This window comes from Bacteroidota bacterium (assembly GCA_016706255.1).
Taxonomy (GTDB): domain Bacteria; phylum Bacteroidota; class Bacteroidia; order Chitinophagales; family BACL12; genus UBA7236.
This window is the reverse complement of record JADJJZ010000005.1, coordinates 1-22,408: the sequence shown is the minus strand read 5'-3', so window position 1 is coordinate 22,408 and position 22,408 is coordinate 1. Positions and strand designations below refer to the sequence as shown.

General features: G+C 36.4%; 22 protein-coding genes, 1 tRNA gene and 3 pseudogenes. 12 read left to right on the top strand and 14 right to left on the bottom strand.

Translation table 11 applies throughout. The features are described 5' to 3' along the window. Position 1 precedes the first annotated feature (1 nt). Positions 2-1,480 carry a T9SS type A sorting domain-containing protein gene (locus IPI65_08455; protein MBK7441544.1) on the top strand — a complete coding sequence of 493 codons (1,479 nt, stop codon included), beginning with the start codon at positions 2-4 and terminating at the stop codon, positions 1,478-1,480. A gap of 28 nt (positions 1,481-1,508) precedes the next feature. Here the strand turns inward: IPI65_08455 and IPI65_08450 are convergent, their stop codons facing one another. Together IPI65_08450 and IPI65_08445 are read right to left on the bottom strand one after the other, a co-directional pair. Beyond that, a complete protein-coding gene (locus IPI65_08450; protein ID MBK7441543.1) occupies positions 1,509-2,429 on the bottom strand; it encodes a ribonuclease Z in 921 nt (306 codons plus the stop codon). A 3-nt stretch (positions 2,430-2,432) separates the two neighbouring features. Further along, complete coding sequence (locus IPI65_08445) at positions 2,433-2,804, bottom strand: STAS domain-containing protein (protein ID MBK7441542.1); 372 nt, start codon at positions 2,802-2,804, stop codon at positions 2,433-2,435. A gap of 219 nt (positions 2,805-3,023) precedes the next feature. Here IPI65_08445 and IPI65_08440 point away from each other — a divergent pair. The 5 genes and pseudogenes from IPI65_08440 (at position 3,024) to IPI65_08420 (ending at position 9,228) form a co-directional block, all read left to right on the top strand. After that, positions 3,024-5,604 (top strand): annotated as a pseudogene (locus tag IPI65_08440) (ATP-dependent Clp protease ATP-binding subunit). 606 nt (positions 5,605-6,210) lie between these two features. Then, positions 6,211-6,888, top strand: coding sequence for a hypothetical protein (locus IPI65_08435; protein MBK7441541.1), 678 nt, complete (start codon positions 6,211-6,213; stop codon positions 6,886-6,888). After that, on the top strand, positions 6,849-7,856 hold the full coding sequence (locus IPI65_08430) for a T9SS type A sorting domain-containing protein (protein MBK7441540.1): 1,008 nt from the start codon (positions 6,849-6,851) through the stop codon (positions 7,854-7,856). The genes IPI65_08435 and IPI65_08430 overlap by 40 nt, the downstream gene beginning before the upstream one ends. 229 nt (positions 7,857-8,085) lie before the next feature. After that, positions 8,086-8,775, top strand: a complete 690-nt coding sequence (locus IPI65_08425; protein MBK7441539.1) for a PKD domain-containing protein — start codon at positions 8,086-8,088, stop codon at positions 8,773-8,775. 48 nt (positions 8,776-8,823) lie between these two features. Further along, positions 8,824-9,228, top strand: a complete 405-nt coding sequence (locus tag IPI65_08420) for a T9SS type A sorting domain-containing protein (protein MBK7441538.1) — start codon at positions 8,824-8,826, stop codon at positions 9,226-9,228. Positions 9,229-9,636: 408 nt separating this feature from the next. Here the strand turns inward: IPI65_08420 and IPI65_08415 are convergent. Continuing rightward, positions 9,637-10,183: pseudogene (locus IPI65_08415) on the bottom strand (ester cyclase). Positions 10,184-10,397: 214 nt separating this feature from the next. On the opposite strand from IPI65_08415, the gene IPI65_08410 reads away from it, so the two are divergent. Further along, positions 10,398-10,664, top strand: coding sequence for a helix-turn-helix transcriptional regulator (locus IPI65_08410; GenBank protein ID MBK7441537.1), 267 nt, complete (start codon positions 10,398-10,400; stop codon positions 10,662-10,664). A 433-nt stretch (positions 10,665-11,097) separates the two neighbouring features. Here the strand turns inward: IPI65_08410 and IPI65_08405 are convergent, their stop codons facing one another. From IPI65_08405 to IPI65_08360, 10 genes are all read right to left on the bottom strand, one after another. Continuing rightward, complete coding sequence (locus IPI65_08405; GenBank protein MBK7441536.1) at positions 11,098-11,463, bottom strand: hypothetical protein; 366 nt, start codon at positions 11,461-11,463, stop codon at positions 11,098-11,100. Positions 11,464-11,737: 274 nt separating this feature from the next. Continuing rightward, positions 11,738-12,196: a hypothetical protein gene (locus tag IPI65_08400; GenBank protein MBK7441535.1), complete on the bottom strand. Its 459-nt coding sequence runs from the start codon at positions 12,194-12,196 to the stop codon at positions 11,738-11,740. A gap of 531 nt (positions 12,197-12,727) precedes the next feature. Continuing rightward, positions 12,728-12,991, bottom strand: coding sequence for a hypothetical protein (locus tag IPI65_08395; GenBank protein ID MBK7441534.1), 264 nt, complete (start codon positions 12,989-12,991; stop codon positions 12,728-12,730). A 56-nt stretch (positions 12,992-13,047) separates the two neighbouring features. Continuing rightward, positions 13,048-13,206 (bottom strand): hypothetical protein, encoded by a 159-nt coding sequence (locus tag IPI65_08390; protein MBK7441533.1) that lies wholly within the window; start codon positions 13,204-13,206, stop codon positions 13,048-13,050. Positions 13,207-13,214: 8 nt separating this feature from the next. Then, the gene (locus IPI65_08385; GenBank protein ID MBK7441532.1) at positions 13,215-13,709 is read right to left on the bottom strand and encodes a hypothetical protein; all 495 of its coding nucleotides are present in this window, start codon (positions 13,707-13,709) and stop codon (positions 13,215-13,217) included. A 388-nt stretch (positions 13,710-14,097) separates the two neighbouring features. Continuing rightward, positions 14,098-14,235: a hypothetical protein gene (locus IPI65_08380; protein MBK7441531.1), complete on the bottom strand. Its 138-nt coding sequence runs from the start codon at positions 14,233-14,235 to the stop codon at positions 14,098-14,100. Positions 14,236-14,243: 8 nt separating this feature from the next. After that, positions 14,244-14,429, bottom strand: coding sequence for a hypothetical protein (locus IPI65_08375; GenBank protein ID MBK7441530.1), 186 nt, complete (start codon positions 14,427-14,429; stop codon positions 14,244-14,246). Between the two features lie 328 nt (positions 14,430-14,757). After that, entirely contained in the window at positions 14,758-15,111 is a 354-nt protein-coding gene (locus IPI65_08370) for a hypothetical protein (GenBank protein ID MBK7441529.1), read from the bottom strand. Positions 15,112-15,751: 640 nt separating this feature from the next. After that, positions 15,752-16,009 carry a hypothetical protein gene (locus IPI65_08365; protein ID MBK7441528.1) on the bottom strand — a complete coding sequence of 86 codons (258 nt, stop codon included), beginning with the start codon at positions 16,007-16,009 and terminating at the stop codon, positions 15,752-15,754. A gap of 140 nt (positions 16,010-16,149) precedes the next feature. Then, a complete protein-coding gene (locus IPI65_08360; protein MBK7441527.1) occupies positions 16,150-16,302 on the bottom strand; it encodes a hypothetical protein in 153 nt (50 codons plus the stop codon). Positions 16,303-16,795: 493 nt separating this feature from the next. Here IPI65_08360 and IPI65_08355 point away from each other — a divergent pair, with 493 nt between their 5' ends. Next, positions 16,796-16,954: a hypothetical protein gene (locus tag IPI65_08355; protein MBK7441526.1), complete on the top strand. Its 159-nt coding sequence runs from the start codon at positions 16,796-16,798 to the stop codon at positions 16,952-16,954. Positions 16,955-17,802: 848 nt separating this feature from the next. On the opposite strand, the pseudogene IPI65_08350 reads toward IPI65_08355, so the two are convergent. Then, a pseudogene (locus IPI65_08350) lies at positions 17,803-18,631 on the bottom strand (SDR family oxidoreductase). Positions 18,632-20,502: 1,871 nt separating this feature from the next. On the opposite strand from IPI65_08350, the gene IPI65_08345 reads away from it, so the two are divergent. From IPI65_08345 to IPI65_08330, 4 genes are all read left to right on the top strand, one after another. Then, a tRNA-Pro gene (locus IPI65_08345) sits at positions 20,503-20,574 on the top strand. A 134-nt stretch (positions 20,575-20,708) separates the two neighbouring features. Continuing rightward, entirely contained in the window at positions 20,709-20,819 is a 111-nt protein-coding gene (locus IPI65_08340) for a hypothetical protein (GenBank protein ID MBK7441525.1), read from the top strand. Between the two features lie 388 nt (positions 20,820-21,207). Continuing rightward, positions 21,208-21,447: a hypothetical protein gene (locus IPI65_08335; GenBank protein MBK7441524.1), complete on the top strand. Its 240-nt coding sequence runs from the start codon at positions 21,208-21,210 to the stop codon at positions 21,445-21,447. A gap of 470 nt (positions 21,448-21,917) precedes the next feature. Further along, complete coding sequence (locus IPI65_08330; GenBank protein MBK7441523.1) at positions 21,918-22,154, top strand: hypothetical protein; 237 nt, start codon at positions 21,918-21,920, stop codon at positions 22,152-22,154. The last annotated feature ends 254 nt before the right edge of the window (positions 22,155-22,408 follow it).

Below are 22,408 nucleotides of genomic sequence, written 5' to 3'. Positions count from 1 at the left end.
CATGTATAGATTATTTGTATTGAGCATTGCAGTCCTTTTTGGCTGCAATGCTTTTTCACAGCAAAATAGCAACAACTGGGTTTTTGGTGATAGTGTCGGTCTAAACTTTTCAACCCCAATACCGACGTTTTATAAAACATCTATTTTATCTCATGAAGCCAGTGCATCTATATCAGATTCTTTAGGTAATTTGCTATTTTATACCAACGGGCAAAAAGTATGGGACCGTAATAATGAAGTAATGCCTAATGGTGATAGTTTAAATATTGGTAAATTATCATTTGATGACCCATCCAGTATAACACAAGGTGTTACAATTTTACCCAAACCGGGTAGCAATACCATGTATTATATATTTCAATTACAAGCTGAAAATGGCCCACCAGATAATTATGGACTTGAATACTCGATAGTTGAAATGACTTTAAATGGTGGGCAGGGCGATGTAGTTTCAAAAAATAAGGATGTATTCACGGGATATTTAGATGAAAAGATGCATGCAGTAAAACATGCGAACGGTCGAGATTGGTGGTTAACTACTATGCTCTCGAGTGCCAATGATACGACTTTATGTTTAGCAACTTTTTTAATTACACCGGATACAATACTCGGGCCGTTTACTCAATGCTTTACAGGTTTGCCCGACTTAGGTCCTCCTGGTGCTGGTTCAACTGGTCAAATGAAATTTTCTCAAGATGGTTCAAAACTTGCTTTTACACGAAATTCATATGTTTTATTATTTGATTTTAATCGGTGTTCGGGTACTTTTTCAAGTATGAAATCAATTTTCCATGAAGTTGGCTCTTATGGTTGTGAGTTTTCAAATGATAACAGAATGTTATATGTAACATGGCCTTCTGAAGGAATTTTATATCAATATTGTATTTCGTGCCCGGAACCGATTGAAGATAGCCGAATTATGATATATTCCAACACATATGAAAATTATCAATTAGGTGCATTACAAATTGCTAGGGATGAAAAGATTTACGTTCCATTATTTCAAGAAAACTATGCCCATTATGAATATTCTTTTGCTAATCAAAACATAAGTGTTATTAATAATCCGTCAAATGAAGGCCTCTCTTGCAATTTTGATACGCTTACTATTCCACTCGGTGATGCACGCTGCACAGCAACCCTCCCCAACATGCCCAACTATAACCTCGGCCCCCTCGCAGGCAGTGAGTGTGATACATTACAAATTGCTGTGAAAGATATTTTGCCAAATGAAACATTTTTAATTTACCCCAACCCGGCAAGTGATAATATTTATTTTAAATTTTCAGATAATAATTTGTCGCTTGCAAATATTAATTCCATAACAATTACAGATATAACAGGTCATCTTGTTAAATATATCACACAAATACAAAATAATGGAATTTATATTGGTGATTTGGTAAGTGGAATGTATTTTGTTAACATAACAGGGCTCAACAATCAATCAACTATTGAAAAACTTTTTATTGAAAATTAGTGAGGCAAAAAAAATAACAGATTTTATTTCACCTCTCCACCACAACCACCTTCCCCTCAATAGCAAGAATACTATTTTCAAATACCGTTTTTGCTTCTTCAAGCAATGGTCTTAAATCATCGTACTTAGAAGAAAAGTGTCCGATCATTAATTTATTTACAGCAGCAAGCGAAGCCATTTGTGCAGCTTGTAAAGTTGTGGAATGAAAAGTATCTGCCGCGCGTTGTTCACCGGCTGCATCAAAAGTGCAATCGTGATACAATAAATCTACACCTTTTATTTGTGCTGCCATTTCAGGATTTAAAGCCGTGTCGCAACAATAGGCATAAGCGCGTGCACGCAATGGATCCAGCGTAATATCTTTATTTAAAATCCGTTCTCCGGTTTTTTCATCCAGAATATCTTTTCCTTTTTTTATTTCCGGAATTAATTCAACAGGAATATCCAACTCATGAAATTTTTCACGATTTATTTTTCTTTCCCGCTGTTTTTCCCGAAATAAAAATCCTACACAATCTATTCGGTGTTTTAATACAATGGTATCAATGGTAATATCTTCACCATCAAAAATTGTTTCCGAACGTGTTGGGTCAAGTGCACGAAAAACTAATTCATAACATAAATCAGTTTGCCCAACTTGCAATTGTATTTGCAGAATATCAATTAATGCTTGCGGCCCATAAATATATAATGGCCTGTTGCGTTTTAATAAATGATAAGTGGAAACAACTCCAATTAATCCGAAATAATGGTCGCCGTGTAAATGGGAAATAAAAATATGATTGATTTTCATCCACTTAATGCCCAGCTCGTTGAACCGCATTTGCGTGCCTTCACCACAATCAATCAAATATAATTTATCGTTGATATTTACCACCTGAGCACTTGGGTGTCGCCCATGCGCAGGTATGGCACTATTGCTCCCGATAACGGTTACCGAAAACGACATTATTTATTCTTCGCCTATTTCGCGTTCAATTTCTTCCATTAAAATGAAGTCGGTAGCCTCACTTTCGGTAGGCACCACATTCAAAATGGTATCCAGTTGCGATATCTTGATCAGCTTCACGGTAGAGTCGCCACAGCCCGTCAACACAAAGGTTCCGTTCGACTCTTTACATAGGCGGTGACCAATTAATAGGGCACTCAACCCAGAAGAATCGATAAAATTAACGTCGCTCAGGTCGCAAATAATGTTGCGAAACCCTTCCTGGTTAAGGATTACAAGCTCACTTTTCAGGTTGGCTGATATAATAGAGTCCAATTTAGGCTCATCTAGCTTAAAAATGCAATAACGCTCTTTTTTGTCTACTGTAAACTTCATACTGTTGTTATTAGGTGTAAAAATAAACTTTACCCTGCGAAGGTAAGTAATTAAAATTTTTCCAAATTTGTTAGTCAATTAGAAAACACCGGGAAAGGGAATTTTATTTGGACTGTAACGTTTACACTAAAACGACAATCAAGTCACAACTTTATCACAACTTTCCTTGTTATTTTGTCAGGATTGCAGGGATGGTTCAAAATTTGAAAGAAAGATATAATGGACGCAAAATTTTCTCCAAAAGTAAAAGAAGTGATCTCTTACAGCCGTGAAGAGGCGCTGCGACTGGGACACGACCATATTGGTACCGAACATTTACTGCTCGGACTGATACGTGATGGCGACGGTCTTGCCATAAAAGTGCTGATGAGCCTCGACGTAGATATCGCCGTACTGCGCAAAACGGTGGAGGATGCCATAAAGGACAAAACCTCACGCCAGCCCTTTAATGCAGGCAGTTTGCCACTTACCAAACAAGCTGAAAAGGTGCTCAAAATAACTGTGCTTGAAGCCAAAGTGCTCAAAAGTGATACAATAGGCACTGAACACCTCATGTTGTCTATCCTGAAAAACAAGGATAACATCGCAACACAGATTTTAGGACAATTTGACGTGGACTATGACGTATTCCGTCAGGAACTCGATTATGTTCGTCAGGATAAAGGTTTAAAAGATACGCCTCCAACCAACCAGCAGGAAGATGATGGTTTTGAAGAAGAAGATAAAGGCGACCGTGGCTTTAATGTGCCACGCAAACCGGGAAATGCAAAATCAAAAACGCCTGTACTTGATAATTTTGGCCGCGATGTAACACGCGCTGCCGAAGAAGGTCGTCTCGACCCGATTGTTGGCCGTCAGGAAGAAATAGAACGTGTTTCTCAAATCTTAAGCCGACGCAAAAAAAATAATCCGATTCTAATTGGTGAACCGGGTGTGGGTAAAACTGCAATTGTGGAAGGTTTAGCATTGCGCATTATTCAGCGTAAGGTATCGCGTGTGTTGTTCGACAAACGTATTATCATGCTCGACCTTGCAGCATTGGTTGCAGGAACAAAATACCGCGGTCAGTTTGAAGAGCGAATGAAAGCAATTATGAACGAACTCGAAAAAAATCGCGATGTGATTTTATTTATCGATGAAATTCATACAATTGTCGGCGCAGGTGGTGCAACAGGTTCTCTTGATGCATCCAATATATTTAAACCGGCTTTAGCACGTGGTGAACTCCAATGTATTGGTGCTTCCACTTTAGATGAATATCGTCAGTACATTGAAAAAGATGGCGCTTTAGACCGTCGTTTCCAAAAAGTATTGGTTGATCCGCCTTCACCTGAAGAAACAGTTGAAATTCTTACAAATATTAAATCGAAATATGAAGAGTTTCACAATGTAATTTATTCGACTGAAGCAATTAAAGCTTGTGTTACTTTAAGTACAAGATATATTACCGACCGTTTCCTTCCGGATAAAGCCATTGATGTTTTAGATGAAGTTGGTGCACGCGTGCATTTAAAAATATTCACGTGCCAGATGAAATTGTAAAACTCGAAGGCCAGATTGAAGAGATTAAAGAAGAAAAAAATAAAGTAGTAAAAAGTCAGCGTTACGAAGAAGCAGCAAAATTGCGCGATACTGAAAAACGTTTGCTCGAAGATTTAGATAAAGAAAAAACTAAATGGGAAGAGCATGTTAAAAGTGAACGTTATCCGGTTACCGAAGATGATATTGCAGAAGTAGTAGCGATGATGACCGGTATACCAACCAAACGCATCGCTCAAAGTGAAGGTACTAAATTGGTAGGCATGGGCGATGAATTACGTCGCGGTGTTATTGGTCAGGATGAAGCCATTCTTAAAATTACACGCGCCATTCAACGTAATCGTGTTGGATTAAAAGATCCGAAAAACCAATCGGTTCATTTATTTTCCTCGGACCTACCGGCGTTGGTAAAACAGGATTGGCAAAAGTGTTGAGTGAATATTTATTCGATTCAAAAGATTCGCTGGTGCGTATCGATATGAGCGAATACATGGAAAAATTCAGCGTGAGCCGATTAATTGGTGCGCCTCCGGGATACGTTGGTTACGAAGAAGGTGGTCAGCTTACTGAAAAAGTTCGCAGAAAACCATACAGCGTTATTTTATTAGATGAAATAGAAAAAGCCCATCCGGATATTTTTAATATTTTATTACAAGTATTAGATGATGGTATGCTTACTGATGGTTTAGGTAGAAAAATTGATTTCAAAAATACCTTAATCATTATGACCTCTAATATTGGTGCACGTCAGTTAAAAGATTTTGGTTCAGGAGTTGGATTTTCAACGCAGGCAAAACAATTGTCGCAAGATGAAAATAATAAAGGTGTAATTGAAACAGCGTTAAAGCGTACCTTCTCACCTGAGTTTTTAAATCGTATCGACGATGTGGTAATATTTAATTCATTGAGTCGCGAAGACATTTTCAAAATTATCGATATCACTTTACGCGATGTAAAAAACAGACTGGAAACATTAAATTACAAACTCCAGTTAGAGGATAGCGCCAAAGAATTTTTAAGTGAAAAAGGGTACGACCCGCAATTCGGTGCACGTCCTTTACACCGCGCCATTCAAAAATACCTGGAAGATCCGCTTGCAGAAAGTATTCTTTCCGGTAAATTTAAAGAAGGTGATACCATAGTTGTTGAATACGACAAAGATGCAGCAGGCCTGATATTAAATCCTGCCGGCGAAAAAGACAAAAAGAAAAAAGATAAAGGCAAAGACAAAAAAGAGGAAAAGAAGAAGAAAAAAGCCTAAATCATTTTCTAAATAATTCAAAATCCTGCAATTTTTTGCAGGATTTTTTTGAAGCACATAGCTTGCAGTTTCTCACAACCCGCGCCCTGCTTTCCGTTCCAATCTTTGCTGAAAAGCGCAAAGGATTTCCCACAATCAGGGCTATAAATAACCCTGCGCTGCCACTTACCCGGCTTGGCCAAAAAAATAACCAATTGATTTATATCATAACGCTCTGCGCAGTCTCCGACTGCGCAGCCGAACCCGGGTCTCCCGACCCATAGGTTCACATTGTCACAAATTATTTTCAATAATCAAAACATTCAACCATACCAATTCAAATAATCATATCTGCGATCCAAAAAAATGTTTAAAAAATTCGAATCATTTTATTTCCAATATTTAATATTTCAATTTAAATACCAAAAGGTAATTAATTATAATTCATTTTTATAAGTTGCAACACTGTCTTTGAAAGCGTTCCCAAACCCTTGTAGAAACTAGAAAATCCATACTCATTTGTTATAGTCACAAGTTTGCAATTTCGAAATGTATTGTAATAAAACGAGAAAGTTATGACAATTTATAAGCAGAACCAATGCAATTTTGTATAATAAACCTAAAGCTATGAGAACTTTAATTACACTGGCATTGATTTTTGTAATATATTGCACACATGCACAAGTACTTGAAAATGGAGTAATGGACATTAATAATATTGAAGCTCTGCTTAATGCAGACGGAGGCTTGTTTATGGAAGTGGAAGACTTTGATGCATATTTTTATGTGCCTAAACCAACAGATGACAATCCGCCTTCAACTATTTTTTCTGCCGGATTATGGATTGGGGCAACAGATATATCTGGTAATAAATATACAGCGGCACATATATACCGGCAATTCGGGCAGGATTTCTGGTTTGGCCCTGTTGCCATTGATTATACAGATGCTGATTATATTGAAAAATATAATAACGTATGGATATGTGATAAACCCACCATTGAAAATCATATAACTAACTTTGCAACAGCAGGTTACGAAGTTCCGTCTTCAATTGCTTCCTGGCCTGGCAATGGTAATATTGACAATGGTGAATCTGCAATTTTAGCACCTTTTTTTGATTATAATAATAATTTGATTTACGACCCTGAAAATGGTGATTATCCAATTATCAGAGGTGATAAAGCTGCTTATTTTATTTTTAATGATGATGCAGATATACATACTGAAACTGATGGTTCAAAATTGAAATTGAGTTGCATGGTATGGCTTACGCTTTTGATGCTCCTGCAGACAGTGCATTAAATAATACATTGTTTATTAATTATTCAATCATCAACCGATCATTAATAGACTATAATCAATTTCAAGTAGGTGTTTTTACAGATTTTAATGTTGGTGCTTTCGATGATGACTACGTTGGATGCGACTCTACTTTAAATATGTTTTTTGGTTATAATTTGGATAGGATTGATGGTCCAACTACCCCAAGTTATGGTGCATATGTACCTGCACAAGGTATGATTTTTCTTAATCAGTCAATGTACACGTTTAAAAATTACTACAATGACTTTTCAGTAATCGGTACGCCCGTAACAGATGAAGATTTTATTAATTATTTAGCGGGCAATTGGAAGGATGGAACTCCACAAACATTTGGAGGTAATGGCTACGGTGGGTTAATAAACTCAAGGTACATGTTTCCTTCTGATATTTTTGATACATTAGGTTGGTCCGCTGTAACATCTTTAGGAGCACCATCTGATGCTCGTGTGGTTGGAGCTATTTCACCTCAAACATTGTTAAGCAATGATACTTTATGTCTTGACATTGCCTTCCCTTTTGCTATAGCTTATGATGATTTGTATATCGATTCACTTGGATTGGGAAGCAGAGCATGGTATGCTGTTTCAAAATTAAAAGAAAGATCTATCCAGGTTTTAGATTATTATGATACCAACGTTACTGATTGTCAAATTGTTTATGCCAAAAATCCCGATTTTGTTTTGGATATTGAAGACGAAGTTTTATCTGGATATTCTTTGGCTCCAAACCCGGTTATCCAGTCAATAACAATTAATATTGAAGATAAAACAATAGGAGAATGTCAAATTTCAATTTACAATACTGCTGGTGTACTATTACAACAAAGTATTGAAGATGGAAGTCAGCCCATAATGGTTGACATGATTAAATTTCCCCAGGGGATGTATTTGATTCAAATTAAATCAAATAATAAATTGCTTATAAATCACGTAATAAATAAGTTGTAATTCCAAACATTTTTCCGGTTAATATCCCGCTCTGCGCAGTCTTCGACTGCGCAGCCGAACCCGGGTCTCCCGACCCATAGAAAATTTGCCTAACCTCTTAATTTTATTCCTAAAACAAAAATCACCCAAATGACTTTTATCATTCCCCATCAGTAACTTCTGTTACATATTTTCCCAACCCATTGCGATATTTTTGTAAATTGTTCAATCATTTAAATTAATTTACCCTATGCCTAAAATTTTTATCGCAATAATGGTATTGTTATATACCAACAACACTTTCGCGCAATGCGAAGTTGAAATTACACCTAACAGCCCTGTGTATTTATGCCCGGGTGAATCTGTCGAATTAACAACAAATGTTTCGAATGCCGATTTATCAATTGACCAGCAACAATTGTTATACCTCGGCGGCGAAAGTGCACGCAATTTACCCGGATACAGCACATGGCAATCATTTACCGCAGGGGTAACAGGAGATTTAGTGCAAATTGATCAGGGCTTTTTTAATGAAATGACCGGAACTGCAACCTTGAATATTTTCACAGGAACCGGAAATGGTGGCACCGGCGCTGGAAATTTTTGGGAAACATTTATTATTGATCCACCCGTTCCGATTACTGAAAATGAAGTCTACACTTTTGAAATAGTTCCTGATTTAGCAGGAGGATTGCCCGACCCATATGGCGTACAAGTTTCCGGACCGGCAGATAATTATGCAGGTGGCAGATGCGAATTTGATGTTACCTGGGATGATGTTTTTAAAACTTATGTATCTGCACCAATTACCTACACTTGGAGCACCGGCGCAACAACATCAAACATTACCGTAAACGAACCCGGAACTTATACAGTAAATATTTCTGATGGCGCAGGTTGTTCTGCTACTGATGAGGTGACTGTTATTGTAACGAAGTAAATACTGATGTTATTGTAGATTGGAACGTATTAACTGCGGAAGCTGCAGATGCTACTTATCAATGGATTAATTGTGAATTTTATGAAGCTGTTGAAGGTGCTACTAGTCAAACATTTTATCCGGAAGAAAAACGCTTATTTTGCTCTTATCGTAACACAAAATGGTTGTACCGACACATCTGATTGTTTTTTCATGCAAATTGAATCGATATTATCATCCAACAAAACCAATATTGTATTAACGCCAAATCCTGCAACCGATTTTATTTTATTGGAATTTGATGCCACAATTCATCCACAAACAATAGTTACTTATGATATGCATGGTAGTGAAATTCCGGTAACATTCAATAATAATTATGAGGCCAACATTCAAACAATAGCACCCGGTTTATATTTTAGTAAAATAAACCTCCCAAACGAATCCTACATTATTAAATGGATAAAAAATTAATGGCAATACCTTGCCACCGCTCTGCGCAGTCTCCGACTGCGCAGCCAAACCGGGTCTCCTGACCCATAGTACTGTATTTAAAAACAATAAAATTCTGTCAATTAATACAGCATAATTAAAAACTTAATTGCATCTCTAATCTATCCCACAATAACCCTAAAAAAACAAACACACAAAACACACAAAAATGATAAATTATTTTTTGCGCATTTTGTGTATTCATTAAATCTCATCGGCTATTTAACACAAATAAAACAGCCTAAAGTTCACTTTAGGTTCTTTATTAAAGAACCTGTTTCAAATCTTATTTAATTAGACTTTTTCATATAATTTTTCACGTATTTATTTTTTTCCTTCGCAGGTAATAAATCGTAATTCACAACTTTACCATCTACATATAAAAAGTCGTCACCCTTTTCTTACCGGTGGTTTTGATTTAACACCAAATCCACCTACAAATACAGAATAAAAGAATAACGCACCACCACCAATTTGAGTCATTGTGCCCAACAAATCTGTAGTTTGCCATTCCTGCATTACCTTACCATTTTTAACATTGCGCATAAATATGCCATCAACGTGCAGGTTTTTTTGTTTGCGGAGCGCCCATAAATTTTCCTGTATTTACAACACTGGAAGTAAACTGTATAGAAACAAAATCGCCATCTACAACCAATTTAGTCAAAGACATTTCAAAATCTGAAAATGCTGCACGCATATCCTGCATAAACCCGATGTATTGATCTTTAGTAAATACATATCCATCGCCGGTATATGTAAAATTATCATCCAATAAACCATCCAATTTAGCCCAGTCACCTTCCAGAATGGACTGTGAAACGGCAATTGCTGTTGCTAAGTTTGAAGATTCTTCTGACGTATGTGCTACCTCAGGTATTTTGTTTACAATGAGTTTTGCAGGTTGTTGACCTACTACTTTAAAAGTTGTTGCCATAATTAATAAAATCAAGGTGATAAAATAATTTTTTTTCATATTAAAAATTTGAGCAACAAAGGACGAGAGAAAATACACGGCATACAATATACTTACCAAAAAGGAAGTGCTATAGTTTTGGGTAGCGTAATTATTCTATTTACTTTTACATCATGGAAACGTATAAACTTAACGGAACCTTTTTTATTGCCCTGTTGACCTTACCCTAAGTGTAATAGGTGGCAGATGGCAGGGGCTTATCATCTGGAATTTACGCTCAGGCCCAAAACGATTTAATGAGCTGAAAAAAATACTCGTTGCCATTAATGATAAAATGTTATCACAAACATTAAAAACACTGGTTGAACAAGGCGTTGTTTCCAGAACCGACTTCAAATCAACACCACCACACGTTGAATATCAACTTACCATGAGTGGCCAAAACTTATTGAGCATTTTCGAACAAATGGAAAATTGGGGAAAAAAAATTAGTAATAATTAAAAAAGAAGCGCTCTGCGCAGTCTCCGACTGCGCAGCCGAACCCGGGTCTCCAGACCCATAGTTTCATAATAATCAATAAAATCTCCCAACATTAATAATCCATCTCACAACCACCCATTCAAAATCTCCTGAATTTCACTTAACTCCGGCTTTAAATATTCAAAATGCGTAACATGTATATTCCCCGGAAACAATATGCTTGTGATTTGCCGGAATAGATATTTTATTAGTTAATTCAAACAATGCGCTCAACACAGGAACAATTGTATCGTTCGTGTAAGCATGAAATATTTTCCTGTCAATTATTCCTTCCTCAATTAACCGTAGAATTTTATTATTTGCCTGTAATTCGAAGTTATCACATGATAGTTATTTCTATCGAAAACAATTCCGTTTAATTCTTCAATCAAATTACTCTCCAGTTCTAAATCATTTACACCTGTAAATTAACTATTCCATTTGCTAATGCACCAACTAATTGTTTTAGCGCACCGGCTATTGGAGTAGCACCAAACGGCAAGCTTATAACATTGCTTACCAAGTTCACATAGGATCTTAAATTATTATAATCAGCAATATGGGTCCCTTCATTTGGTGTGCCGGTCATAATTAATTTTTTCACCTTAAATGGTGCCTTTGCATCTGCGTTCCAGATTACCTCATTTAAATAACGCGAAACAATTCCACCACGACTACGTGCAATTATTATACAAGATTTATTTTTATTGAAGCCCGCTTTTTTAAATGTGGTATTAATCCATTCAGCGTTTGCTTTAATACCATCTGTAACTGTTGGCATATTAATGCCTATTACATATCTGCAGCATTTTGGAATCAAATTTCCGGTTACCGTATCGTTACCAAAATATTCATCAAACCCTTTTCTATTTTACTAACTAAACCGGCAAACATATTAATACAGGTAATAGCGAATTATTAATTTCTTCAACTATTTTAGGTGTTAGTGTATCAACACTCCAGGATTTAAATTCCCTAAAACACCCTTCGACATGTCATAAACCTTTATCTCATAATCTGTATCAACAATTGAACGTAACCAGGCACGACCCTTTTCAGGAATTTTTATATCTGCCTGCGGTTTTCCATTTGAAAATTTTGAAACCAATTTTGAAAATCTTTTTTAAAGGACCTCTGGAACGTGATTTTTGTAAGCCATTTAAATTTATTGAAAAGCCGATTTCATTTTCAAGTTCACTGGAACCAAAATTGCGTTTACCATCTGATGTAGTGCCTGTACTTCCGGGAAACATCCATTCCATAAGTGGTTCGTCATCTTCAAAATGTTTCGTCACTAACATTGCTTGTTGTAATTCAGCTGTATCAATATCACTATTGATATCCAGTTTTGGTGGATTATCACCTCTGGTTGCAATATCCATTACCTCAATTTCAACTTCATCTACCACCCAATTTTGACCGTTTAATTTTGGTTTACTTTTTTTAGCTGAGGTAGTGCTGTCACTTAATCCACGCTTATTTTTTTTACCCGGCTCAATAATATTACACTGCATACCGGAAACACTTATAATAATATCACCGTTTCTGTGGGCAGAATAATATTACTTTGTCCGACATTTTCAAATGAAATACTGCGCGAATTTTTTGACAATGGGTCATTTGCGTAATTATTACGCAAATTGCGTTTCAAAAGTCTGAAGCATATGGTGATGTTGCAATAGTTTGATATAATAATTGTAAATCTGCATCACTCAACTGATTCGCATCATTATTTAAATTGTAAGCCATAACAACGGATGTAATGCAGGTTCAAGATGTAAGAGTTGTAATACTTCTGTTTGCATCATATTTCCAAGTTGCTCATTAATTGCAGTATCATCAATTCCTCTCCTGCGGAACAGTCCAAATAATTTTTGAAGAAACCACCCTCATCCATTGCGGGAGCAGCTTTTTTAATTTCTTTAACTAATTCATCAGGATGAAAATCTAGTGCATGCGCAGCTTTTAATAATCCGTTTCCAAAATATTTCCTGTTCGAAGGGTTCGAATTATCTGCTGATTTAAATAAAGCCAGCTTAACAATTTCAACTTTTTTCCAGGCATTGGCTCCTGTATACTTGCTTAATTCTTTTTATAATATTGAATATATAATGAAGCTGCTGCAGCAACCTGAGGCGTTGCACCCGATGAGCCTCTCCCGATTGCACATAATATGTATGAATGCCTGCTGCTTTATTTACTAAACGATGAAACCACATTACATTCGGCGTATATCCCGCAATTGCTGTTTTCATTGCTTCATCGGGACCGTAATTCATTTGCATATATAATCCGCCTTCGCTGCGCAATTTTAAATTTTGATCATAGAGGTAAGGACTATATTTACAAGTAGCACCCACTGCAGCTATAACACGGTCATATCGCGCGGATATAATAAGGTTGTTGGTAACGCTTTTTTACCACCTTTTACCCAACTATTACCTGCTGCCGATACACTTACAATGCCCGCTTCATAAGCACGGTTAACTGCATCCGCCATAATTTGTGTTGGCCAACCTGCCATCGACATCGTTACAACATCACAGTTATTTTTATCGCATGATCAATGGCTTTCGCAAATGCTTTTTCCCGATAATAACACAACCGATTCACCTGCTTTAATTGAAATAATTTTAGCAAACGGATTGCCACCAAAATACCCCGCATATTTTCCATCCGAAATGGAAATATCCACTTTATTTCCGCGAGTAACGATAAGGTTGCATTACCATGACCCTGCTGTTCAACACCATCAGGCAATAAATTAATGTTCTCATCTTCCGGTGAACCTAAATCGCCGGTGCTTACACTAAATGATGTCGATTTATGTTCATCTAAAAATATTGGACGTAACGGGTGTCCATGTAAATAACCCGTATCAATATGTGCAATGGTTACCAAATCATCACTTTCATCCGGAATTAAACCACGGTTGTATAAATCACTGAATACTTTTTGAAAGGCACTGCGCAACTGACTGTAGTTATCTTCTAAATGCCATATAAATTCGTTGTCGGTTTCAAACATCCTCAGGGTTGGGGTAGGTAAATAAATATCCTTCATCACTGCGCACACCTCGGTTATTGTTATCTTCAACAGTAGCATCCGTAAATAAAGTTGCAGTATTATCCGCCTCAACAAAATTGATTTTTTGTCGCTGTTTGCCATTAATAATTGATAAGCTTTATCCCATTCTGTTTTCCCGGAAGTGACTCAGAAAACACACTTTTATCAACCACACGTAAACTATCTTCTGCAACACCCCTTTAAACCACTTTGCAGAGAATGGATATAATTTTCTTCGGTATCCAATATGATACTTTTTATTTTATTGAAGTTTTATTTTTTGTTTTGGGGAGATGCAACAGGATTCGGATTGGCAACTATTGCATCTGTTTTAATTGTTGCGCCAAAGTCAAATATTTTTGTGTGCTGAATATTTATTTTTAAACACTTCACTATCATCAATTCGCGGATGTTGATCAGAAGGCATTGCATTTAAAATTCCCTGCAACCAATCTTCATAAGTCAAAGTGTTTATCTGTAGTCGCATTAAACAATTTAATTAAATTGCTCAAAAATCCCATGACCTAATTCTTCCTGTGCAAATTCTTTATCCTGACAAGCTGCTAACAATAAATAATTTGCGGCGGTTTGTTTTTCATCTATTTTGGTAGTGCGTTGTTGCAAACTTGCTGCCGTCATGCCACGTTCCGATAAAATTTTCGTAACACTGCTTAATGGCATTATAACGACGTTTCCGCGTTGGATGCGGATTTGTAATTAATGCAGCTTCAAAAGCAAATACACGGTTTTACAGAACCTGAATGGCAAGAATCCGGAAATTAACACCACATTGGCGTCCGGCACAAATTGCTGAAAGGCTGCTTTTATTTCATCATCCAGCAAAAACTGGTCATAAGTAACCCACGATTCATCAAAACCATCTTCTTCATCGCCATCTGTATCAATAATTGGTGCACCATGTCCTGCATAGGTTACCAGAAAAAATCACCCGACCTACTAATTTGGCATATTTGGCAAACGCTGATAAAATTGCACTTTTGTTGCCGCTTCATTTGTAATGTTTCCGTATTAAATTGCATTGCCGCGCCATTTTTCCATACTCTCCATATCCGCAACCTAACCATCTAATACAGGAACATGATTTCCAAAAATTCGTGTCCACAAAGTTTATTCCGATATGTAATGCATATCCTTTGCCGATTGTTTTTGCAGTGTCCATAATTATTCGTTTTTTATTAAATGCCAAAGTGTTTTGAATTATATTATTTGCCATCAATAAACCATTGCCATATTTTTCGCTGATATTATTTTGATAGTCGGTTTGATTGCCAATTTTTTTGCACGATTGAATAATAATTTGTTTAGCCTGCTCACGTGTTAATTCAGGCGCAAGCGATAACATTAATGCAGCAATTCCCGCAGCGCCGGGACAAGATGCGAAGTGCCGTTAAAAAATCATAAAATTCGCTTTTACTAAATCCGCCATCACCAATAATATCTGCAACGCGAACCAAAAGTGGGCTGATTAATACTATCTACCAATGTATAATCACCACTTGGGAAACAACATAATAAGGGCGGTCCGTAATCTGAAAAACAGTGCTTTCATCTTTATCATTACTTGAACCAATTGCCATTACCATTTCATGTGGAAGCATACTGATCATTTTTTAATGGCTCTTTACCATTTCCCGCAGCAAAAAACCAAACAACCTTTTCCGTTTCTTCCTTTTTCTGCATATTTAATGGCAAGATTAGTATGATCCGGAATTGGAAAAACATAATCATCATCTGTTTGATTGGTAAAATTGCTATCCGGTGGTCCCTAACTGCAGGAAATAATATCTGCACCATTATTAGCAGCCCACACAAATGCTTCGGCTTCAGTAATGGAACCCAAACCCTATTGAACGTATTGGATTAGCCGCGCATCAGAGCATGCCGGGAATCGTATATCTGCTGAGCACGCAATATTTGCAGCTGGCCTGTTCCATGCATATCATCAATGGCATGACCAGGCAAACGTTTACGTTGTTTATCCATTAAATCGACCGGATAAATAATTTTCCCGTATTGAAAAATGCAGGATGCGCAAAATCCAAACCATCATCAATCATACAAATTACCGTATTTGCACCCGGAATATTGCAAGCTTTTTCTGCTTCTACTTTTTTTAATACCCAATTATTTTCAAGCGCTGTAATTGCTGCAGCAGTAATATCATTTTGTAATAATGATCTTCGGCGGACTACCAATTCAGGTGACAATATTCCAGGTTTTAAGGCAATAATTCCTGACATTTATCAAAAATATTTCGACCTAAATCAGCAACGGGCTCACAAAAAATCCGTTTTTAATAAATTCTAATTGTCGCTTAATTACAAATCCATTTGATAGTAAAATACTAAAGGCATTATTGTAACTCAGTTCATCATAAAATTTAATAAAATATTGCCGTGTAAATCTGGTAAATACCTGTTTTCGCATAAACAAAAACGGAACCTATAAACCTGATTTGTGGCAAGGCTGCTTGCTCAACCAAAAGTTTTAATTCATTAATTAATAAATCAGCACCAATTACAACCGATTTCAATTTATATACAAATGGGAAGCGTCACTAAATGTATTCATCAGTTCAAATCAGCTAAAATTTCACTGATAGCAGCATTACCGGAAAATCACCTCCAAGCTGAACACCACCATGGGTTCTAACGATAATCATATCGTCGCTTTCCACCAAATTGTGGGTTTGACCTAGTTCTCCGGTTAAAATGTGACTGCCCGTTCATGTTGTTTACAGAAGCATCTAAATGGTAATGTTGTGGTAATTCCTTTAATAAAATTCTGTAAAAGGTTTGGCATACCATTCACGGTTTCCGTGAATTTGAAAATTTTAACATTTTTTGGGGTAGATGTATGTATCGTAAAATCGGCTAACCGCTTATTGCCTTTTCAACATTATTAATAATCGCTTAACATCTAAATGGTTTTGAAGATGTCATTTTTATAAGCAAATAAATAATTCTTCGGTTTGGAGATTATTAAGTTTTGATATTTTTACCTGATTAACCTTAAAAACAATTATTATGTTCTCATTTTTTTCCCCACGAATCGGATTATTCGATTGTGCCCGGATGGGCAACCTTTCAAACCAAATGAATACACTGCTTTCCTCGCCGCCCTGGATAGTTATTTCAAATCAAAAAATGGATTATGATTTGGGTGATGAAGTAGTTGGCAATTAAAAATAATAAAGCCTTATCCGCTCATTGGGATTAAGCAATGTATCGCGAGCGTGTAAACAACAAAAATAAAAAAGCAACAAAATTGTTACTGATTATTTTGATGCTTTATTGCGGGCAGCAACAACTCAAAAAAATTTAATACCACAGCCCTTGATTTCAATCAGTTAAATCACATATTGCTGTCTGATTATATCATAAAATTACATCAAACAAACCGTGAACATCTCATGTTAACTAAACCTTTTTGTGGTGATATTGTTGCAATGCTGGTTTTTGATATGCTGATAGTATTATTAATGTTCAACCACATTTTTAGAAAAAATGGAATAATTCATTTGATGAAGTATTTAAACTGGGAATGGAAAATGTAAATGCAAAAACAAAACATTCACCCAAACAAATTCAATTAGGAGAAATTATCATTCATCAGGTTACAGCTACACACTTTTTTAGCCCGAACATAATTTATCAATTTGGAAATTACCCGGAATTACTGGGTAAGTATGGAACACTTTTTTCCATTCCTAACCGCCACTCGGTGCTGCTTCATCCAATAAACAACATAGAAGCCAGGTAATGACTACAAAAGTGTTGATACAGGCAACGCTAAGGCGCTCACAGTCAAGGCCCCGCCAATCAGCAATAATAATTTATTTTGGATGTATAATAATGATATCACACAAATCGTATTTGATATAGATGATAAAAACATCACACTTAATCCGCCAGAAAATTTTCAATTGATTTTGGCACCACTATTTTATTGAAATAATTTCTAAACACCATAAAAAATAATCCTTGTCTTTTAGTTAAGACAAGGATTTATTTAAAATGAAATGATATAATTTTTATTTATGCTTCATCTTTCGAAGCATATCCATAATTTCCTGACTAACACCAACTGAACTGAAACCACCATCGTGATATAAATTCTGCATGGTAATCATGCGACCTAAATCGCTGAACATGAATAATACACAATAATCGGCAAGGCATCAGCGCTTGCATTGCCTAAAGGTGAAAGGCTGTTGGCATAATTAAAAAATGCATCAAAACCTTTTACGCCACTTCCTGCAGTAGTCCAGGTTGGTGATTGCGAGATAGTATTTACCCTTACTTTCTGAATTTACCAGTGGTAACCAAAACCGGCTATTTACTTTCAAGGTCGCTTTAGCCTCAGCCATACTGCTATAACTTGGGAATATTGTTGAGCAGCGATGTGTTAATCCTAATACACTTCCCCATTCACTGATAGCATCTTTTATAAGCAGATTGTAATACTTAGAAATGAAACAGCTGGAACATGGTCCAGCGCTTTCTTCCAAAACTCACAACTTAAATCTGTTAAGCGCGATTTTTACGCACGTTCGGACTTGCTGATTGGAGTGTAAATTAAAATCTATTTTACCGCTTGACACTTCTATTGAACGGTCAATCAGTTTTCCAGATTCAATACTGGTAGCGCTGTGCAGGTATTACTTCAGTTTTACATTTTCAGCTAATTGATTAATTGGCACCCATATGCATTGCAATTGGTGTATTGCCGAGGAAAGTAGAACAACTTTCAAAACATTTTCGGCAAACTTTCCATGCAATTGAACTTTCATCTAAGGCACCGAAAATACATCCTCTTTCCCTTTTTAATAATTGATGAGCCGTATTAGTGGTTTTAGTGATTGTAACGTCGTGAAAATACAAAGTTTTCTTTGGCTTAATCCTTAATTTTAATGATTCTTCTTTCTTCCGCTTTTCGTAAGCTGGATCCTGATACTTTTAGTGAGCATTAAAAGCGGCGCCTGGTTTCCTCTTTGCTGGAAGGCGCTGCCAGAAATGTTAGCAACTACCTTTGCGAGATATCTGTCAGTTTGTTTTTTTTGAAGATATACCTTCTCTGTAAGGTAACTTTTATCGTGTTTGAATTTACCGCGGCGTAGCATTCGCATTATATAATCGTTGATATTCATTTATCAGACTAATGGAATTGTTCCACAATAATATTCATCTCGACCATCCCCGGAAATTAAAACCGAAAAAGGTTTCCATCTTATACAAGGAGTCGTTTAAAGTAAGCCTTAAAAGTGGGCGCACCCTTTTTCAGGCATTGCCCGGACAAAAGTGGAATCGGCAATCAAAAACGTAATGGCTACGCGGTTTTTTGCGTTTTGCGCCTTCCAGCTGAACTAATCAAAGCGAAACGGCTAAAGTATAATGAAGAGTTTTTGCCATAAGTTGAAAACAAAGTTAGTAGATAAATTGTTATCGAAGACAGTAATTTTGCCCAAATGGCACAACTCGAACAAATAACTCAGGTGAAAAACCACCATCAAAAAACCCCGCAATAATTGTAGTAAAATTTTGTTGGTTGGTATCAGAGCTTTTTTTAGCCTTCTCATGCTTATTTTGCCTTCCAAAATGAGGACTGATTGCATTCTGCTGCTAAGGGTGTTTTGCTCAGTAACTTATTATATTATTCCGAAGCGTGTTTTTGGGCAAAACAGCGCATTTTTATGATAAAGACAATGCCTTAAAATTGCGGATTCACGTGGGTATTGCCTTATTTTTGGAACTGCTTTTGTAGTTTGCCAATGGACATGCTGGCAGCAATTATTAGCCGAATCTTCATCTTGACACCTCAAATCCAGTGTTTCCATATATATACCTACTTAACCGTTTGCATGCTATTCACGTTTTGGTAGGGATGGTTTTGTCAAACCGCATTTTTCCGTTTATAAAACATACCGGAAGCCAGGTGAACGGGCAGCACTTATTTTCGGACCCAACTTAGAAGAGTCGCTTTTAAACACTACTACCTATCAAGGCATTATTTGATTTATTGTGGTATTTGCTTTGCGTTTTTATGCAATCACACCTAAGTTATTTAAATGGTAATAAAACCTCTCCCGGTATCACCTCCGAAGAGGCTCTTGTTCTTACCCTTAACCAACTATATAAAAAATTACCCGTCTTTATCGTGCTCGTGTTGCAGTTTGCTTTCGCTTCGCTTCCTATCGATTTGCTTTCACTTCTGCTTTATGCGCTTTTACTTTTCTTTATCGGTAGCTGCTTGCGCATCACGATGCTCTTTATTGGACACGCTTTGTCGCTCTTTAGTTTCGTATTTACCTTTTAACTCATCTTTATGTTTTGCAGCAATTGCTCTTTTGAAGGAGTAGCGGCTTTTAGCAACCTGTTTTTTTCGGCTTTTGGTTTACTAATGCAGCTTTACTTTTTCGGTAGTCGTAGCTTTCCACCTTTTTTCTTTTCACCTGCTACTTTCGAATCGCCATTTGCTGTTTGAGCAAACATGTTGGTAGATAAAACCACTGCGATTGTCATCATTACTTACTTATCTTTTCAAGTAATTTTAAGCTTTAGTAGTTAATCAATTATTTGATACAGAAATACGAATACTGTGCCAAACTGGAATCATTATAACGGCATGACAATCTCATTTAAACTTAAAATCAATTATAACATCTTGAAATTCAACATTTTATAAATTTTCATCGATTTATCAATTTCTGTTTATACTTTTGTGCCAACATAAACGGGATGTAGCCAGCCCGGTGAGTTCATATCAGTTGGGGGCGTGGTCGTAAGTTCGAATCTTGTCGTCCTGATATAATTTAGTTGCTTACCGCAGCTTATTTTTATTTACCTTCCGTTAATGTATTAAATTACCTAAACCATAGCCAGGTATACTAAATTTACTCAGTTTTGGTTTATAAATTCGATTAATTAAACAATATGCAGTTTGCATTCCTGCATTTTATTTGGATTAGCAGCACTGGCAATTCCGGTTATTATACACCTGTTTAATTTTCGCAGATTTAAAACGGTTTATTTACTAATGTCGGTTTCTTAAAACATACAGGAAGAAACCGCAACAAAAAAGTAAACTGAAAACATTTGTTTATTTTATTATCCCGTTTACTGGCAATTGCTTTTGGTTTTTGCATTTGTACAACCTTTTATTCCTTCTAACCAATCGGCAAAAACTACTGCACATCGTGCCGTAAGTACTTACTGACAGCAGCTTTTAGTATGGAGGCTGTTAATAATGATGAACAATTATTGTATCAACATTGCTAAACGCAAAGCGGAAGAAATTGTATAGGACATAGCAAGTGACGATAAATTTCACCAGTTGCTTACAAAACGACATGGGAAGCAAAACATCAGCGATCGGAGGTAAGTAAAGATGAATGTTGTAGATGATAGCGCAGGCGCAACGAACAACTTCGCAGCGCAACATGGATGAAATTTTTAAACGCCAGAAAGATACTTTAAATCATGAAGATGCCGGAATACAAAAGTCTGATTTACAGTTTGCCGATTTTAAAAATGCCGTGGTTTGTGAAAATGATACCACCTTTATTAACCTCGCTCCACTTAAAAGTAACGAACAGCGCAACCTTACTGTTGATTCTGTTTGGTTTACACCGGGTTCAAATTTTAAATCAGCCATTATAACTTTGTTATACAATAAGTAATTACGGCAGTGAAGAAATAACTAACGCGCCGTTTCTTTTAAAGTTCAAAGCGAACAAATTAAATCTATCGCCGAGACATTACGGTTGGTTCTTATGAGTAAAATTATCGATGTACCATGTCGTTCATAATTTACTGAACTGGCTGGTATAATGGCGAATTGAGCGGAAAAGATTATCCGGTAACTTTTGATGATGTATTATATTTACTTTAAACCGCAAGTCGATTCGCAATCATAATTAATGGAAATGCTGAAAATCCATTTTTAAATCACTGATCGGGAAAATAATTTCTTCAACAACTAATAATGCTGTTACACAAATTGATTTTAATGTTTTAGATAAATTTGATTTAATTATTTTAAATGAAGTAAAATCTATTTCCGAGGTTTATCTAACATTAAATCAACAACCGGAACGCGGTTGCAATATTATTATCTTCCCGCAATTGATATGGATTTTAAATTCTGTAAATGGCATTTTTACAAAGCAACAGGCTTAAGTACATCTGGCAATCTCCAAAAGAAACAGAAACGATTGCCATTACTGATGAAAATCCTGTTTTTACCGATGTATTTGAAAAAATACCCAAAACCATCCCTTACGCTGCCCAAAGTTTTGAAATAAAATGCCTATGCTCAAACCAGGGAAGAAATGGTAATGAATTTGGCGACCATAAGGGCCTACCTGCTTGCCGGATATCCTGTTAAGCAGGGAACGACGTATCTTCTTCTGCTGTGCCACCCGATCGTGAAATAATTGATTTGCCTGTGCAGGCGAGTTTATTTGGCACCAATGATGTAAAAAATTGCTGCCAGCACACAAAAGTTAGCATCATTATATGCCACAATCGGCGATAAAAATGGCCGGAGCGACCGGCATCACCTTGAGCGGTGATGCCACTTTAAAGTGAAAGGCGTGACAATGAATTTATACCCAAAATCAGAAAACCGCAACCGAACTG

What these genes read in the sequence shown, in the direction of transcription:
- IPI65_08455 (MBK7441544.1), top strand. Translation starts at nt 2, where the DNA reads ATGTATAGATTATTTGTATTGAGCATTGCAGTCCTTTTTGGCTGCAAT.
- IPI65_08450 (MBK7441543.1), bottom strand. Translation starts at nt 2,429, where the DNA reads ATGTCGTTTTCGGTAACCGTTATCGGGAGCAATAGTGCCATACCTGCG.
- IPI65_08445 (MBK7441542.1), bottom strand. Translation starts at nt 2,804, where the DNA reads ATGAAGTTTACAGTAGACAAAAAAGAGCGTTATTGCATTTTTAAGCTA.
- IPI65_08435 (MBK7441541.1), top strand. Translation starts at nt 6,211, where the DNA reads ATGAGAACTTTAATTACACTGGCATTGATTTTTGTAATATATTGCACA.
- IPI65_08430 (MBK7441540.1), top strand. Translation starts at nt 6,849, where the DNA reads ATGGCTTACGCTTTTGATGCTCCTGCAGACAGTGCATTAAATAATACA.
- IPI65_08425 (MBK7441539.1), top strand. Translation starts at nt 8,086, where the DNA reads ATGCCTAAAATTTTTATCGCAATAATGGTATTGTTATATACCAACAAC.
- IPI65_08420 (MBK7441538.1), top strand. Translation starts at nt 8,824, where the DNA reads ATGCTACTTATCAATGGATTAATTGTGAATTTTATGAAGCTGTTGAAG.
- IPI65_08405 (MBK7441536.1), bottom strand. Translation starts at nt 11,463, where the DNA reads ATGCCAACAGTTACAGATGGTATTAAAGCAAACGCTGAATGGATTAAT.
- IPI65_08400 (MBK7441535.1), bottom strand. Translation starts at nt 12,196, where the DNA reads ATGCAGTGTAATATTATTGAGCCGGGTAAAAAAAATAAGCGTGGATTA.
- IPI65_08390 (MBK7441533.1), bottom strand. Translation starts at nt 13,206, where the DNA reads ATGGCAGGTTGGCCAACACAAATTATGGCGGATGCAGTTAACCGTGCT.
- IPI65_08385 (MBK7441532.1), bottom strand. Translation starts at nt 13,709, where the DNA reads ATGTTTGAAACCGACAACGAATTTATATGGCATTTAGAAGATAACTAC.
- IPI65_08380 (MBK7441531.1), bottom strand. Translation starts at nt 14,235, where the DNA reads ATGCGACTACAGATAAACACTTTGACTTATGAAGATTGGTTGCAGGGA.
- IPI65_08375 (MBK7441530.1), bottom strand. Translation starts at nt 14,429, where the DNA reads ATGCCATTAAGCAGTGTTACGAAAATTTTATCGGAACGTGGCATGACG.
- IPI65_08370 (MBK7441529.1), bottom strand. Translation starts at nt 15,111, where the DNA reads ATGTTATCGCTTGCGCCTGAATTAACACGTGAGCAGGCTAAACAAATT.
- IPI65_08365 (MBK7441528.1), bottom strand. Translation starts at nt 16,009, where the DNA reads ATGTCAGGAATTATTGCCTTAAAACCTGGAATATTGTCACCTGAATTG.
- IPI65_08355 (MBK7441526.1), top strand. Translation starts at nt 16,796, where the DNA reads ATGTTCTCATTTTTTTCCCCACGAATCGGATTATTCGATTGTGCCCGG.
- IPI65_08335 (MBK7441524.1), top strand. Translation starts at nt 21,208, where the DNA reads ATGGATGAAATTTTTAAACGCCAGAAAGATACTTTAAATCATGAAGAT.
- IPI65_08330 (MBK7441523.1), top strand. Translation starts at nt 21,918, where the DNA reads ATGGCATTTTTACAAAGCAACAGGCTTAAGTACATCTGGCAATCTCCA.